This is a genomic window from Calderihabitans maritimus (assembly GCF_002207765.1).
Lineage (GTDB): Bacteria > Bacillota > KKC1 > Calderihabitantales > Calderihabitantaceae > Calderihabitans > Calderihabitans maritimus.
In genome coordinates this window covers 15,670-31,009 of the sequence record NZ_BDGJ01000101.1, presented here as the reverse complement: position 1 = coordinate 31,009, position 15,340 = coordinate 15,670, and the positions used below count along the sequence as shown (strand labels likewise).

The window sequence follows — 15,340 nt, the reverse complement described above, 5'->3', positions numbered from 1 at the left end:
ACATAAAAGGGGCTGATAGCCCCTCCGGTTAAATGATTTCTAGAACAACTCTTTTGCCTTCCTTAGCTGCAGCTGCCTTGATTACCGTTCGAATAGCTTTGGCAATTCTACCCTGTTTCCCAATCACTTTACCCATATCTTCGGGAGCGACCCGCAACTCCAAAATGACTGATTTCTCTCCCTCAACTTGGTTAACCTGCACTGCATCAGGGTTGTCTACCAGAGCTTTCGCCAAAAACTCTACCAGTTCCTTCACCGGATTTACCCCCTCACCTCTACTTGGCTTTCGTCTCCATATACTTCTGCCAGACTCCTGCTTTCCGCAACAGTGCCTTGGCCGTATCTGAAGGCTGGGCCCCTGTCTTCAACCATTTGAGAGCCTTTTCCTCATCGATGTTAATGGCTTCCGGTTGTCGGGTAGGATCGTAATAACCTATCTCCTCAATAAAACGTCCATCCCTTGGAGAACGGGAGTCAGCTACAACTACCCGGTAAAAAGGATCCTTTTTGCCTCCCATTCGTTTCAACCTAATCTTAGTAGCCATGTGATCACCTCCTTTTAATTTCCCAATTAGTTAAATCCTATACATATTTTTTTAATGTAAGAAAGGGAAAGGAAATATTCCCTTTTTCGCCTTTTTTCCTTTTTTACCTTTTTTGAACTTTCCTCGTCCGCCAAAACCTGCCATCCCGCCTAACTGTTTCATCAACTTCTGGGTCTGGAAAAACTGCTTGAGCAGTCGATTCACATCCTGGACCGTGGTACCGCTTCCCCTGGCTATCCTCCTCTTCCTGCTACTATTGATGATCTCCGGATTACGCCTTTCTTCAGGAGTCATAGACTGGATTATGGCTTCGATGCGAACCAATTCTCTCTCATCAAACTGAAGGTTCTTAAGCTGCTTGGCTCCCGCCAACCCGGGGATCATGCCTATTATTTCCTCCAAAGGACCGAGGGATTTCATCTGCTGCAGTTGTTCCAGAAAATCCTCTAAAGTGAACTTTTCCTGAAGAATTTTTTGTTCCATCTGGCGGGCCTTCTCCTGGTCAATATTTGCCTGAGCTTTTTCAATCAAGGTTAAAATATCGCCCATCCCCAGAATGCGAGAGGCCATCCGATCCGGGTAAAACGGTTCCAGAGCATCCACTTTTTCTCCCATTCCTACAAATTTAATTGGGCACCCGGTAACCGCTTTCACCGAAAGGGCAGCCCCGCCTCTAGTGTCGCCGTCCAATTTAGTAAGGATGACTCCATCTAATCCTAACCTTTCATGAAAAGTTTTAGCCACATTTACCGCATCCTGCCCGGTCATAGCATCTACTACCAGCAGTATTTCATGAGGTTTGACCTTTTCTTTAATCTGAACTAACTCGTTCATCAATTCCTCGTTTATGTGAAGTCGTCCTGCCGTGTCTATGGTCACCACGTCATAACCACCTTGGCGGGCATACTCTACAGCAGCCAGAGAAATATCTACCGGATTCTGTTTCTCTCCCAAAGAAAATACAGGTATTCCTGTTTGCTCTCCTAAAACCTGTAACTGTTTTATGGCTGCAGGACGGTAAACATCAGCTCCAACCATTAAAGGACGTCTTCCCTGCTTACGCAACAAGTTGGCCAGTTTGGCAGCAGTAGTCGTCTTACCGGCTCCCTGCAGACCCACCAGCATTATTACTGTAGGAGGTTTGGATACTAAATTTATTTTGCTCTGCGTTCCTCCCATCAGTTGCGTAAGCTCGTCGTTTACAATTTTAATAACCTGCTGAGCTGGGGTTAAGCTTTTTAATATCTCTTCCCCCACAGCCCTCTCCTTGATTTTGCCGATGAAATCCTTAACTACCTTATAATTTACGTCCGCTTCCAGCAGTGCGAGCCGCACTTCCCTTAGGGCTTGTTCCACATCTTTTTCCGTAAGTTTTCCTTTATTTCTTAACTTTTTAAATGTCTCTTGAAGCCTCTCGGCCAATTTGGAAAAAACGGCCATTTTAATCCCTTTCTAATTCAAAAGTTTTTTCAAATATTCTTCTGCTTCCGTAAGATAACACATTTCTCCGCTGGCACGATACTTCGCCAATAAATTCAGAACTGTTTCTATATCTTTTCTTTGCGTCAGAAACTTGTTGAGAAGACCTAACTTACTCTCTAATTCTTCCAATGTTCTTCCTGCCCTTTTCAAAACGTCATACACAGCCTGCCGGCTGGTGCCATACTCCTCAGCAATTTCTCCCAATGATAAATCATGATGGCAATATAACTCCACAATTTCTTTCTGCTTACTGGTCAACAATTTCCCGTAAAAGTCATAGAGCCACGCTATACGCGCTATCTTAGGAAGCATTAGTTTCACCAACGTTGTTAAGGAGTAATGCTTTACAGTAGTATATTACTTATACCCTAACAAAAAGTCAAGAACCATAAGCAAAAAGATGTTTACTGTCAGGTTAACCCTAGTTAAACCCCTAGCCTTTAACGCTTTTCAGGGATCTATCAATTCCCCGGTAGTGCTGAAACGAAGTGGAAACGCTTCTTTTTCCACCCGCAAGTCCGCCCGTTCAGCCAGTTCCGGGAGTAATGTCTCCGAAGCATATAGTTCCTGCAGGTGCAAAGTGTTGTCAATTAGAAGAGCTCTGACTTGTCCGGCATCCATATGGAGGCTCCTTACAGCAACATCAATGGCTTCCCGGTCACTTTCGAAAACCATAGGCAGCATGGCTCTCTGGACAAATCCCGTGGTCAGACAATTCAAATAGGTTGCTTCAAAATTGATTTTTTTAACCAGCCGGCGTGTCGTAAAATCCGCTAAACCTATACCTGTAGCGTTACCGTGAGATTGAGGAGAAAGATCCAAAACCACTATGCGCCGAATATGGGGAACATCAGGTTCTGGTATTCCAAAAACTCTCCACCTTCCAATGACATTGGTATCCATACCTGTACCGCTGAAATTCTTGCCCATTTCCTTCACAATCAGCAGGTCCAGTGAGTTAACCGGCAACTGCGGAAGAAGTTTCCTTGCCTCTTGAAGGAGTTTCTTTTCCTCTTCCTGGAATTGTTCCGGCCGTATCGCTTTTATAATCGCCGTCTCTTCATATCCATTCTCAACGATGGCCAGTCCAAACAGAACCGGGAGCCGCGTGAGCATTTCCCGGGCGATTTCCGGAATGGTGCGGGCCATCTCACCGGGACCCAGCCGATGAACCACCGTCGCACCTGGTACGCGACCGAGTCCCACAGCCATCATTTTCAGCAACCCGCTTTCGTTTTCGCCCCGAAAGGCCGTGTGAGGTTTTACCCGGTTTACTACCACCAGACCATCAGCCTCCACCGCCTCTCGGGCACAGTAAACAGGAAACCCGGAAGAAGTACATCCTAATTGGACCACCTGATCGGAAACCAGTACCGGAACTCCCAAGTTCTCTTCCCTGATTCCTAACTTGCTTAAAATCTTACGCTGGCCCTCGGCAGTCCCGCCTCCGTGACTGCCCATAGCCGCTACCAGGAACGGGCGCCCTCCTGCCTCCTTTATCTTCTGACAGACACTCTTGAGGATCCGGTCGATATTAGCGATACCTCGACTTCCGGCAGTGACTGCTATCATATGTCCTGGCTTAACTATCTCCGGCAAATTAATTTTTTCCAGCTCCCGCGCCACCTCTACTTCAATATCTTCCACCTTGGGCCGCGGTAGTATCTGCTTAACTTTAACAAACGACGGTAAGCCTTCTCCCAACTTGCCTTCCTCCTTCCATTTTCCTCGCCCCCAGCGCGTTAAGTAATTCACTCCTCTAATTGTTTTAGTTTTTTCCATAGCGTGGTCCGGCTAACGCCCAGCAGCCGGGCTAGTTCGCTTCGGTTTCCTCCCACCCTTTTATCCAGTTGACGTATAATTTGTACAACCATATTGTCGAGCTTGTCTATTTCTATAACTAAACTATTATCATCCCAATCGTAGTTTTCTCTTTCAGCGTTATTCATGTCTTCACGAAAATGTTCCAATAAATTAGGCTCTAGTTCATCTCCGTCAGCAAGAATGACAAACCTTTCCACAAAATTTTCTAACTCCCTCACATTACCCGGCCAGTCATATTGCAAAAACCATTCCATAAGTTTTGCTGGAAGACTCTGAACCGTTTTGCCAAACTTAGCGTTAAACTTGCGAAGAAAGTGTTCCACCAGCAACGGAATATCTTCTTTCCGCTCCCTCAAGGGCGGTAGGGTTAGCTTAAGTACATTTAACCGGTAAAAAAGATCATCCCGGAAAGCACCCTGCTGTACTGCTGCCCGCAAATTCTGGTTAGTAGCGGCGATCACCCTGATGTCTACCGGGATAATTCGGTCGCCACCTACGCGCATGACCTCCTTTTCCTGCAACACTCTCAGAAGTCTAGCTTGTAACTCAAGAGATATCTTTCCTATTTCATCCAAAAAAATTGTTCCTCCATGAGCTAACTCAAAGAGTCCTGCCTTTCCTCCTCTTCGAGCGCCGGTGAAAGCCCCTTCAGCGTAGCCAAATAACTCGCTTTCCAGCAGACTTTCCGGCAGGGCAGCACAGTTGACTGCCACAAAAGGTCCCGTCCGGCGCTTGCTACTTTGGTGTATGCTCTGGGCAATTAGTTCTTTTCCTGTCCCACTCTCTCCTGTGATTAGCACGGTAGAATCCGTCTCCGCAAACTTTTCGGCAGAAGCTATAACATCTTTCATAACCTTACTCCGGTAAATAATATCGTTAAAACTAAATTTAGCTACCAACCCCTGGGTGTACAATTCTTTACGAATTCGTTGCTCTAACTGCTGAATTCTGGTAACGTCCTGAAGAGTTAAGATGATGCCTAGAGTTTGGCCCCCGACTTTGACGGGCATCCGGTTAACTATTACCTGAGATTCACCCACCTGTCTTAAATCTCCCTTTATTTCTTCTTGACCCTTGAGCAAATCTAACAGATCGTCATTAGCCGTCACCGCACTAATGCTTTTGCCAACTACCTGGCGGGCAGCTATACCCAAAATTTTTTCCGCGCCGGGATTAAAAACAGTGATCACACCGTTTTCGTCAACGGCAATTATCCCTTCGTTGGCAGCATGGATAATAGTTTTTAACCGTTCCTCCTTTTCCCGATCCTTGCGAATGATTCGGAGAATATCAATGGCCCTCTGGATTGCCTGCACTAACGCCCTTCTACTGGTATAAACCAAAACCCCTTGCATTCCTTTCTGCCGGGCTAATCTAACTCCGATATACCCGCCACCAACTATAACTTCAATACCGTCCTTATACGCTTTTTCTACCTGTTCTTCAATTTCCCGGGTATTGCCGTATAGATATTGTTTGACTTCCGTTCCCAAAATTTCTACCAAACTGTCAAAATCGTACTCAATTTGTTTATATCGGAATCCAAGAAAACCTATCTTATCTCCGAGTTTTTTTGCATTCCATAACGCCTGCAGAAGGTCAAAATCAGTATACTCAGCCGTAACTACAGGCACGTTAACTACCCGTTCAATTGCTGCGGCCGTACCCGCCCGGCTAATAACAACTTCAACTTCCCCTTCCTGTACAAGTTCCTGTGCGCTGGCAGCAGCCTCCTCAAGAACTTTCTCCAATATTATTGCTTCTACCTCCATCTCCACACATATTTGCCGGGCCAGAACAGTAAATTCAGGATAAGGCGAGGTTATTAAAATTTTAGACATTAACAAGATCACCCCATTTTAAAACGAAACTGTTAAGGAGAATTAAAAAACCCAAGCCTAAGTTGCTTGGGTTTTTTAATTCTCTACCCAAATTAATTTCCCTCTATAAAAGCGTTCACTTTATATACCGACTTGTTCTGATATTTAACATCAAGATTCTTTTTTCTCCGGTGCCATATGAAAATCTCGAAAGAACGGGGTATAATCCACCTGCATGTGATAATTAGGGGTAGGCCAGCCGAATTGCTGCCGCTGTGCCAACCTGTAAGCAGCTCCGTGTTTTTTCATTTCAAACCCTACGCTGCTGCAAAGTTTGTCTGGATCGAGATCTTCTAAATACACCACTTTCTCCTCCACAGCGCTCTTTACCACTTCCTCGCCCGCAGAAGATCTCACCAGCAGGGCAGAAGTGCCATAATAATCAGGTCCGGTCCGCTGTGGCGCCCAGTAATCCCCTACCGCAATGTCGGCGAGTTCACTTGACCAATCAATACACATTTCACAGCGGTCCCTTTTATAGTGCGGCATCAACATATGGTAAACATAACGGTGTCGGTCTACGGTAACGGTTTCTCCGTTCCGAAGCTGTACTACAAAATGCCCTGGCCAGTCTCCGCCCCGGTATTCCAACCGGGCTATTTCTTCCATTTTGTCTATACCGCACCACTCCACCAGAATATGGCGGGTACCCTCAAAATAAAACTGAGAAGCACAAAACAAACCTATTGTTAATTTAATTTTTACCGAAATATCCCGTGGTATACCATAATACTGCATCTTACGCACCGCGTGAATATGGCAGGGTAGACCAACCAGTGCTATACGCCGATATCCGCGCTTTACAGCTTCCCGAATGCGCATGTTAACAGGAACCACGGCATATTTGGACTGAGCAGCATCCACAATTTCCTCTCGGCTGGCCGCTATCTTGGCTTCCGTAAGCCAGGGTTTCTCTGTATTAAAGCCAGCCACAATCGCACAGTCAATTATTCCCGTTTCCAGGGCGTGCACCAAGAGTGCCGTTACCACGCCTCCGCTAGCGCCCTTTTTCCGGATAAAATCGTCCCTAGCATATCCATTATAGCTGTTGCGATAAACTCCCAGATCTGCTAAAGCCGGTTTACGATTTCTACCAAAACAATGTCGTTCCAATTCCAATAGCGGCACATCGTTTCCCGGGCAAATACGGGAACAAAGGCCGCAGGAGGAGCATACACCAGTACAAACCGGCATAGGTTCGCCGTACACCCGGGACATACTGAGCGCCGCGGAGGGACATATTCCCACACAACTGCCACACCCCGTACACAGTCCCCGTCGTACCACTAAACTTTCCAATTGGGGAAAACCTATGTTCATAGTCAGGACTGCCTCCTACTTCAACCCCAATTTCTTTACCCGATAATAACCGGTATAGATTACCCCTAAAGGATTGTGGGCTAATACCCGGTCCTTTACCACCAAGGTGGTTACCGGAGCCTTCGAATACTTGGTGAACAAAATGTCATGGCCAATACATAAGCCTACAATAATGTTTAATTCGGTCTTGCTATCATTCAGTATCATAGCCTGGCCTACCGGGTTGCAAGTAGCCTCATACCGGTCTTCTATAATGTTAGGTATGTTGAACTTTCTCTTGTCAATACCGCACACCTTGCAACAAACAGAACTCACTTGGAAGCCTTCTTTTTCGAGAGCCTTATTTAAAATGGCAGCCTCATCTCCCAGTCCAACACAAAAAGCCATGCCCAGACGACTGTAACCCATCTCCCGCGCAAAACGCATTAGTTCTTCTAGTCGGGTTAATTTCATATAATATTCGCTTTCTAACCGGCCCGCTGTGGAAAGAATTTTCCGCTGTTCCGGATCTTCGTAGTGAGGCATCACCTTATCAGCATAATCAACACACACTTTCCCATGGTTGTAGCAACGCCGTTCTTGACATGCGGCACACCGCATATTTAACACCTCTTTCTTTAATCATTACTTCCCAATCCGCTCGTTATTTTCCGTACATCGCTTATATACTCGAGTTGCAAGACATCCGTGATTACCTTTTCCAGACGCGAGGGCGTTAGGAACGCTCCGGCTAATTGCCGAAACTTTTCAATCAGTTCTTCCCGGCTAACAGGGTTCTCCGGATCTCCTTTCGGGAAATCCGTATATCCCGTAAATTTACGTCCGTCTTTGAGGATAATTTCCACCCTGCCCGGCCACTTGGCTGGATAAGCAGAATCCAGATCCGGATCGGTAACAAACTCTACACGGGACAGGAATTCCCGCAATTGGGGATCTCGCAGGTTATCTTCAGAAAATTCTTCCAGTCCTACCCTTCCGTACCTAGCCGCCAGTGCTACACAGAACTGAGTACTGAACTTAGCTGCGTAAGGAGTCTCCGGATCAGCATTGTCAGTGATATTCAAGGCTATTTGGTACGCTCTAACCCGCACCTTTGCAATTTCCTCAAAGGACAACCCGTATTTTCGCATTAAGTCTAAAACAATGTCAACAGTCTGATGAGTGTGCCGGCAAGAAGCGTGAATTTTGAAACTGGTTTCCGTAATTTTGTAATGTTTGCCTAGCCTGTCAGTTATTTTTTCGAGATCATATTCAGAGGCAGTTGCCCGGCAAAAGCCCCTCCGACCCTCAATAATTCTAGCGGCTCCTGTAAAATTCCTTTCAGCCAGCAAGGCCGCCAAAAGTCCGTTCATAGCAGCTTTTCCCGGATGCAGGTGTTTGGTCATAGCCCCATCTTCGATAAATTCCCACAAACCTGCAGCCTGCGTACCAGCATTGCCCAACGCGTGCACCAATTGTTCCTCTGTCAGGCCCACGATTTTTCCTACCGCTGCAGCAGCTCCAAAAGTACCGCAGGTAGCCGTTGTATGCCAGTAATAGTAATGTGAAGGAGTAACCGCCTCCCCAATTCTGATGCCCACATCGTAACCTATCACCACCGCGGTAAGAAGTTCTTTGCCCCCGGCTCCCTTCATTTCGGCCGCAGCTAAAGCAGCCGGAATTATAGGTGCTGCCGGATGGAAGATTGAACCTTTATGTACATCGTCCAACTCTACAGTGTGGGAAATAGCCCCGTTAACCAGCGCAGCGTGCAAACACGAATTTTTACTTCCGTCAGTTAGCACCGTAGCCTGAGGAGTGCCTCCCAGCTTCGTCACTAACTGAGAAAGGATCTTCCCCGGTAATTTATCAGAACCGGCTAAAGCCGAACCTAACCAGTCCAAGATGCAGAGCTTGGCATATTCAATTACTTCAGGCGGTAAGCTACTAAAATTGGTACGGTAGATAAAACTCGCCAGTTCCTTAGAAATCATCTATTCCCCCCCTTTATCCGAAATTTCCTCAAACACTGAAAAAAGTACCATCTTCTTCCTTTGTCACTAAACTCTGCGGTATTGCGCTTTTCCTTCCTGGTACAGATCACGACCATGAGCATCATTTACCACTATGGCCGGAAAATCTTCGATAATTAATCTCCTTACCGCCTCTGTACCCAAATGCTCGTAAGCCACCACTTCGGCCTCTTTAATATACTGGGCCAGCAAAGCTGCGGAACCGCCAACAGCAGCAAAATAAACGGCACCATATTTTTGCATAGCCTCCCGTACCTCCCGGGATCTGGCTCCTTTCCCGATCATTCCCTTTAACCCAGTTTTAAGCAGAACCGGGGTATAAGCATCCATACGACCACTGGTGGTAGGACCGGCCGAACCGATGACCTGCCCCGGCTTGGCTGGGGTCGGGCCGACATAGTAGACAATTTGTCCCCGCAAGTCCACCGGTAACTTTTCCCCTTTTTGCAATAACTCGACCATGAGTTTGTGGGCAGCATCCCGTGCAGTATAGACTTCTCCAGAAATCAAAACTTTTTGTCCGATATTCAACTTTCTCACTTGTTCATCAGTAAGGGGTGCTTGAACCCGGATTGCTGACATTGACCACACCTCCGGAATTTCGTTTGCCTATAAAATAATTTCCCGATGCCTGCCGGCATTACAATTGATGTTAACCGCTACGGGCAATCCACCAATATGGGTAGGATAGGTTTCTATGTGGACAGCTAGAGCAGTAACGCGCCCACCCAATCCCTGCGGACCAATTCCCAAGTCATTTATAGCAGACAACAGCTCTTTTTCCAGTTCAGCCACCTCTGGTTGAGAGTGATGGCTTCCCACCGGTCTCAGTAAAGCCTTTTTGGCCAGCAACGCCGCCTTTTCAAAAGTACCACCAACTCCAACCCCCACCACTACAGGAGGACATGGGTTAGGACCTGCCTTATCCACGCAGTCGATGATGAATTTTTTCACCCCTTCAAGACCATCCGCCGGTACCATCATCTTGATAGCACTCATGTTCTCCCCACCGAAACCTTTCGGTAGTACGCTAATTTTTAAGCAGTCGCCGTTAACAATTTCCGTATGAATTACGGCAGGAGTGTTGTCTCCGGTATTGATGCGGTTAAACAGCGGATCCTTGACTACCGATTTCCGCAAATATCCGTCAGTATACCCTTTTCTGACACCCTGGTTAATCGCTTCGGTTAAATCTCCCCCCACAATACAAACCTCGGAACCTATTTCTAAAAACACCACCGCCATCCCGGTATCTTGGCAGACCGGAACTTTATTCTTTTGAGCGATCTCAGCATTCCTCACCAACTGCTCCAAAATCTCTCTTCCCACTGGCGATTCCTCTTTTTCCAACGCACCTAACAAACTCTCTCTAACATCCGGGCAAAGCTCATAGTTAGCCTCCTGGCACAGCCTTGCTACCGTTTCGGTGATTTCACGGACATGAATTTCCCGCATATCGTTAGTCACCTCCAATTGTCCACTACTTACTAAGCCACCTTTTAAGCCCATGAACAACCGTTTCTCTATTTAATTCAGCGATAGAAGTAGTAAGAGGGATCTGTTTCGGACAGGCACGGACACAATTCTGGGCGTTACCGCACTCCGCTATACCCCCCTCCTCCATCAAAGCATCCAGGCGCTCCTCCTTGTGCATGGCGCCGGTAGGATGAGCGTTGAATAATCTTACCTGAGCTATAGCAGCAGGTCCGATAAAGTTACTCCTTTGATTGACATTGGGGCAAACTTCCATACAGCACCCGCAGGTCATGCATCTGGAAAGCTCATAAGCCCACCGCCTGGTTTTTTCCGGAAAACGCGGGCCGGGGCCCAGGTCAAAAAACCCGTCTATGGGGATCCATGCCTTCACTTTTTTTAAATTTTCAAACATCACACTTCTGTCTACTTTTAAATCCTTAATCAAAGGAAATTTGGTAAGGGGCTGTAAAACGATAGGTTGAGCCAAACGGTCTACCAGCGCACTACAGGCCTGCCTTACCTTACCGTTGATAATCATAGTGCAGGCACCGCATACTTCCTCCAAACAATTACATTCCCAAACTACAGGAGTAGTGGGTTTCCCGTCGGCATTAACCGGGTTTCTCTGAATGGCCATTAAAGCAGAAACCACGTTCATGTTAGGTTCATACTCAACCTCAAACTCTTCCCAATACGGCGAATCCTGCGGGCTGGCCTGCCGCCTAATTCTAAGCCGAATTTTGTCCGCCACGTTTGGCCACCTCCTCCAGTTCTACATCGTACCTCCTGGGTTTAGGCTTAAAATACCGGATGTCTACGTCCTCGTAACTGAATTCCGGTCCGTCCACCGTGTATCTTGCTTTGGTCGTTTTCAGCCAGTTAACGTCGTCTCGCTCTGGGTATTCCGGCTTATAATGAGCTCCACGGCTTTCGTTACGGTTCAATGCACCTAAAGTAATCACTCTGGCTAACTGAAGCATCCCCCACAGCTGCCTGGTAAAGATCACAGCTTCATTACACCAGCTCGATCTGTCAAAAACGTTAATCTTCTTGTATCTCTCCATCAATTCCTGAATTTTGTTATCAGTTTCCTGCAACTTTTTATTGTAACGAACTACGGTAACATTGGTGTTCATCCATTCCGACAGTTCCCGGTGAAGTTGCCATGGATTCTCTGTTCCATCCATTTTGCAGATGTTGTCAAATTTTTCCCTTTGTCGCTTAACTTCTATTTCAAAAATTCTCTTGGAGATATCCTGTCCCGATTTATCGAGTCCCTCTATGTATTCCTTAACCCGCATACCGGCCACCATGCCTCCATAAATGGCCGATAACAGTGAGTTAGCTCCCATTCGGTTAGCTCCGTGGTATTGATACTCACATTCTCCCGCAGCAAAAAGTCCCGGGATATTGGTCATTTGATTGTAATCAACCCATAACCCTCCCATAGAGTAATGGACTGCCGGAAAGACTTTCATCGGTACCTTTAAAGGGTCTTCTCCAATAAATTTACGGTAAATCTCTAAGACGCCACCCAATCTTACCTCCATTTCTTCAGGATCTTTATGAGTAATGTCCAAATATACAGCATTCTTACCTTCTATGCCCAAACCCATTTCCACACAGACTTTAAAAATCGCTCGTGCGGCTACATCCCTAGGAACAAGGTTTCCATAGGCCGGATACCACTCCTCTAGAAAATACCATTTCTTGCCATCCTTATATGTCCAGACCCGTCCACCTTCACCGCGTACGGTCTCCGATATCAGCCTGCATTTATCACTGCCCGGAATAGCGGTTGGATGAATCTGGATAAACTCGCCGTTAGCATAGTATACTCCCTGCTCATAGACGGTGCTGGCAGCAAATCCCGTATTGATGGTAGAATTGGTTGTCCGTCCGAAGATCATCCCCGGTCCGCCGGTCGCCAACACTACTGCCTCTCCAGCAAAGGCATGAATCTCCATATTGGTTAAGTTTTGGGCAATGATGCCACGGCAAATGCCTGTATCGTCAATAACTGCCGCCAGGAATTCCCATCCCTCATACTTTCGAACTTTCCCCTCCACTTCAAACCTTCGAACCTGTTCGTCCAGCGCGTAAAGAAGCTGTTGACCGGTAGTAGAGCCGGCAAAAGCTGTACGGCGGTATTTTGCTCCGCCTACACCTCTAAACTCCAGAAACCCTTCTGGAGTCCGGTTGAACATTACGCCCATCCGGTCGAACATGAAGATTATTCCCGGACCGGCTTCACACATCGCTTTCACAGGAGGTTGATTCGCCAGGAAATCCCCCGCATAAATTGTTTCATAAAAATGCTTTTCCGGTGAATCTCCTTCGCCCCCGGTATTGACCGCCGCATTAATGCCTCCCTGAGCACAAACCGAGTGAGATCTTCTTACGGGTACTACAGAAAACAGATCTACCTTTAAACCAGCCTCGGCAGCCTTTAAAGTAGTCATCAAGCCGGCCAAACCACCACCTACCACAATAACTTTCTTTTCCATCAAGTTTCATCACCTCTTTCATATTTAAACAAATGCCATCAACGCATTGATTCCAACGTAACTGAGTAAAATAAAGATCATACCGCAAACTGCAGATAATACCTGTTGTGCTCTCGGTCCTACCGCAATACCCCAACTTACCAAAAAGCCCCATAGCCCGTTAGACATATGAAATACAGTTGCTATCACGCCTATTACATAGAATGCCAGTACCCACGGGTTCAATAATAATTCCTGCATGGCTGCAAAAGATACTTCTTTCCCGTAAAGCAAATTGGCAAACCTCAAGGAATAAATATGAATTGACACAAACACCAACGTAACGATGGCCGTTAGACGCTGCAAATAAAACAACCAATTTCGGTAATAAGGGTATTGCAGAACGTTATTTTTGCTCAGGTAGACCACGTAGATTCCATATATGCTATGAAACAGCAATGGCATGAAAATGAACACAAGCTCAATAAAACCTAAATAAGGTAACCCCTTCATAAAAGCAATCTTTTGATTATATGCTTCCGCTCCTTTAAGAGCAAATGAATTGAGATATAAATGTTCGAACAAAAATACGGTCAACGGTACTACGCCGGCCAGGGAATGAACTTTCCGCGTCACAAACCCGATCTTGCTCACTAACCTTCCCCCCTTTTGACAGTTCTTTTGTAATGTGGACCTATCCATTTAAACAGGTAAAATCATCCAGCCGCGGCCTTCATTATTCATTTTCAAACTGATAGCAATTATGAGGCCAGCCACCTCATAAGTAACAATCCTTTAAATTACAATCATGCGAGAGCTTCAAAAAACGTAATTAAATTATCCCCTAGGTATCTTATGTCCATAATTTGAACACCAAGTTAACATCTCTCTTTCTCTCCCTGGAACCAGTGAAATTTACTCCCGATTATACTTCATGCGCCTTAGTGATACGGTCAACAAAGTAAGCTGAAAGACCTGTGTAGTTAACTGGATCTAATAAATGTTCAACCTCGTCTCTGGATAATAACTGACCGACAACTGGGTGAGAACATAAACCTTCAACCAAGGCAATGCCTTTTTCAAAACATTCCATAGTAATCTGATAAATCAGATCATGGGCCTTTTGCCTACCAATTTCTCTTGCTAGCCGCAGCATAACTGCTTCTGACATAATCAAACCACCAGAAATATTAAGATTCTCATACATTTTGGCAGGATATACCGTTAAATTTCGCAAGACGTGTTCTGAATATTTAAGTGCCGCCGAAAGCAGGATACAAACTTCCGGAAGAAACTCCCACTCCGCCTGCCAAGAGCTCATATCCCGTTCATGTTCCTGGTGATATGCTGTTTCCAAGGCTAAAGGAACCTGGGCGCGGATTATTCGAGTTAAAGCAACTATGTTCTCACAGATCATAGGATTCCGCTTATGAGGCATAGTACTGCTGCCGACTTTGCCTATAACAAAAGGCTCTTCCACTTCTCCCAGTTCCGTTTTCTGTAAGTTGATAATCTCATTGGCTATCTTCCCGAGAGTAGAGGCAATCAGGCCAACAACACATAAAAATTCAGCAATCCGATCGCGGGATACATGCCAGGCCACATCCGGCACTTCAAGCCCCAATTCCTTCATCATCAAGCGTTGAACTTCCAGTCCCTGATACCCTAAAGAAGCTAGAGTACCTACTGCACCAGCAAAGTTGCCTACCAGAACCCGCTTGCGACTTTCCCTCAACCTTTCCAAATGTCTGCCCATTTCGCCAACCCATATCGCCACTTTGTATCCAAAGGTTATAGGTAAGGCATGTTGTCCATGGGTCCGTCCGGGCATGGGTACGTCTCTGTATTTTTGAGCCAGTAGCGAGGCCGCTCGGTGTACTTCGGTCAGTTGTTTTTCAATAAGCTCGTAAGCCTCTTTTAACTGCAGAATAACAGCCGTATCCATTATGTCCTGGGTTGTGGCTCCCCAGTGAATATATTCACCCGCGTCCCCTGCGCAAGCATCGCGAAATACCCGGATCAAAGGAACTATAGGGTGCCCAGTCACCTCAACCTGCCGTTTCATTTCCGCTAAGTCCAAAAATGCAACTTTACCCTTACGGGCAATCTCTTCTGCAGCTTCTTTCGGAATAATGCCCAACTCGGCCTCGGCTTTAGCCAATGCCACCTCAACATCTAGCCATTTCTGAATGAGGTTTTCATCATCAAAAATGTTCCGCATTTCAGCTGTACCAAACTGATCTGCAAACAGGATAGAGTCCAACATGTGGGCAGCCAACTTTACCCCCCCCTTACACTCCGCTTTCAAGTTTTTC

Annotated in this window: 15 protein-coding genes; all 15 read right to left on the bottom strand. The window is 46.3% G+C overall.

Translation table 11 applies throughout. From position 1 onward, the window contains the following. Positions 1–28: 28 nt before the first annotated feature. Complete coding sequence (locus KKC1_RS08770) at positions 29–256, bottom strand: KH domain-containing protein (protein WP_088554091.1); 228 nt, start codon at positions 254–256, stop codon at positions 29–31. Positions 257–275: 19 nt separating this feature from the next. Next, the gene (gene rpsP / locus KKC1_RS08765) at positions 276–545 is read right to left on the bottom strand and encodes a 30S ribosomal protein S16 (RefSeq protein ID WP_088554090.1); all 270 of its coding nucleotides are present in this window, start codon (positions 543–545) and stop codon (positions 276–278) included. A 51-nt stretch (positions 546–596) separates the two neighbouring features. Continuing rightward, the gene (gene ffh, locus KKC1_RS08760; protein ID WP_088554089.1) at positions 597–1,985 is read right to left on the bottom strand and encodes a signal recognition particle protein; all 1,389 of its coding nucleotides are present in this window, start codon (positions 1,983–1,985) and stop codon (positions 597–599) included. Positions 1,986–1,997: 12 nt separating this feature from the next. Continuing rightward, entirely contained in the window at positions 1,998–2,339 is a 342-nt protein-coding gene (gene ylxM / locus KKC1_RS17055) for a YlxM family DNA-binding protein (protein ID WP_088554088.1), read from the bottom strand. 138 nt (positions 2,340–2,477) lie between these two features. Next, a complete protein-coding gene (locus tag KKC1_RS08750; RefSeq protein ID WP_202820020.1) occupies positions 2,478–3,731 on the bottom strand; it encodes a nickel pincer cofactor-dependent isomerase, group 22 in 1,254 nt (417 codons plus the stop codon). Positions 3,732–3,778: 47 nt separating this feature from the next. Then, positions 3,779–5,692: a sigma 54-interacting transcriptional regulator gene (locus tag KKC1_RS08745; RefSeq protein WP_088554086.1), complete on the bottom strand. Its 1,914-nt coding sequence runs from the start codon at positions 5,690–5,692 to the stop codon at positions 3,779–3,781. Positions 5,693–5,842: 150 nt separating this feature from the next. Then, positions 5,843–7,051: a Coenzyme F420 hydrogenase/dehydrogenase, beta subunit C-terminal domain gene (locus KKC1_RS08740; protein ID WP_088554085.1), complete on the bottom strand. Its 1,209-nt coding sequence runs from the start codon at positions 7,049–7,051 to the stop codon at positions 5,843–5,845. 15 nt (positions 7,052–7,066) lie between these two features. Further along, complete coding sequence (locus tag KKC1_RS08735) at positions 7,067–7,651, bottom strand: DUF1847 domain-containing protein (protein ID WP_088554084.1); 585 nt, start codon at positions 7,649–7,651, stop codon at positions 7,067–7,069. Between the two features lie 17 nt (positions 7,652–7,668). Then, positions 7,669–9,024 (bottom strand): MmgE/PrpD family protein, encoded by a 1,356-nt coding sequence (locus KKC1_RS08730; RefSeq protein WP_088554083.1) that lies wholly within the window; start codon positions 9,022–9,024, stop codon positions 7,669–7,671. Positions 9,025–9,090: 66 nt separating this feature from the next. Next, positions 9,091–9,645, bottom strand: coding sequence for a Fe-S-containing hydro-lyase (locus KKC1_RS08725; RefSeq protein ID WP_088554082.1), 555 nt, complete (start codon positions 9,643–9,645; stop codon positions 9,091–9,093). Positions 9,646–9,672: 27 nt separating this feature from the next. After that, positions 9,673–10,518 carry a fumarate hydratase gene (locus KKC1_RS08720; protein ID WP_088554081.1) on the bottom strand — a complete coding sequence of 282 codons (846 nt, stop codon included), beginning with the start codon at positions 10,516–10,518 and terminating at the stop codon, positions 9,673–9,675. A gap of 25 nt (positions 10,519–10,543) precedes the next feature. Beyond that, positions 10,544–11,290: a succinate dehydrogenase iron-sulfur subunit gene (gene sdhB / locus KKC1_RS08715; protein ID WP_088554080.1), complete on the bottom strand. Its 747-nt coding sequence runs from the start codon at positions 11,288–11,290 to the stop codon at positions 10,544–10,546. After that, positions 11,268–13,046 (bottom strand): succinate dehydrogenase flavoprotein subunit, encoded by a 1,779-nt coding sequence (gene sdhA / locus KKC1_RS08710; protein WP_088554079.1) that lies wholly within the window; start codon positions 13,044–13,046, stop codon positions 11,268–11,270. Before sdhA ends, sdhB begins: the two co-directional genes overlap by 23 nt. Positions 13,047–13,070: 24 nt before the next feature. Beyond that, positions 13,071–13,679 carry a succinate dehydrogenase cytochrome b558 subunit gene (locus KKC1_RS08705; RefSeq protein ID WP_238134251.1) on the bottom strand — a complete coding sequence of 203 codons (609 nt, stop codon included), beginning with the start codon at positions 13,677–13,679 and terminating at the stop codon, positions 13,071–13,073. Positions 13,680–13,950: 271 nt separating this feature from the next. Beyond that, on the bottom strand, positions 13,951–15,303 hold the full coding sequence (gene purB, locus KKC1_RS08700) for an adenylosuccinate lyase (protein WP_088554077.1): 1,353 nt from the start codon (positions 15,301–15,303) through the stop codon (positions 13,951–13,953). Between the last annotated feature and the right edge of the window lie 37 nt (positions 15,304–15,340).

What these genes read in the sequence shown, in the direction of transcription:
- KKC1_RS08730 (WP_088554083.1), bottom strand. Translation starts at nt 9,024, where the DNA reads ATGATTTCTAAGGAACTGGCGAGTTTTATCTACCGTACCAATTTTAGT.
- rpsP (WP_088554090.1), bottom strand. Translation starts at nt 545, where the DNA reads ATGGCTACTAAGATTAGGTTGAAACGAATGGGAGGCAAAAAGGATCCT.
- KKC1_RS08740 (WP_088554085.1), bottom strand. Translation starts at nt 7,051, where the DNA reads ATGAACATAGGTTTTCCCCAATTGGAAAGTTTAGTGGTACGACGGGGA.
- KKC1_RS08735 (WP_088554084.1), bottom strand. Translation starts at nt 7,651, where the DNA reads ATGCGGTGTGCCGCATGTCAAGAACGGCGTTGCTACAACCATGGGAAA.
- KKC1_RS08745 (WP_088554086.1), bottom strand. Translation starts at nt 5,692, where the DNA reads ATGTCTAAAATTTTAATAACCTCGCCTTATCCTGAATTTACTGTTCTG.
- ffh (WP_088554089.1), bottom strand. Translation starts at nt 1,985, where the DNA reads ATGGCCGTTTTTTCCAAATTGGCCGAGAGGCTTCAAGAGACATTTAAA.
- KKC1_RS08725 (WP_088554082.1), bottom strand. Translation starts at nt 9,645, where the DNA reads ATGTCAGCAATCCGGGTTCAAGCACCCCTTACTGATGAACAAGTGAGA.
- KKC1_RS08720 (WP_088554081.1), bottom strand. Translation starts at nt 10,518, where the DNA reads ATGCGGGAAATTCATGTCCGTGAAATCACCGAAACGGTAGCAAGGCTG.
- sdhA (WP_088554079.1), bottom strand. Translation starts at nt 13,046, where the DNA reads ATGGAAAAGAAAGTTATTGTGGTAGGTGGTGGTTTGGCCGGCTTGATG.
- ylxM (WP_088554088.1), bottom strand. Translation starts at nt 2,339, where the DNA reads ATGCTTCCTAAGATAGCGCGTATAGCGTGGCTCTATGACTTTTACGGG.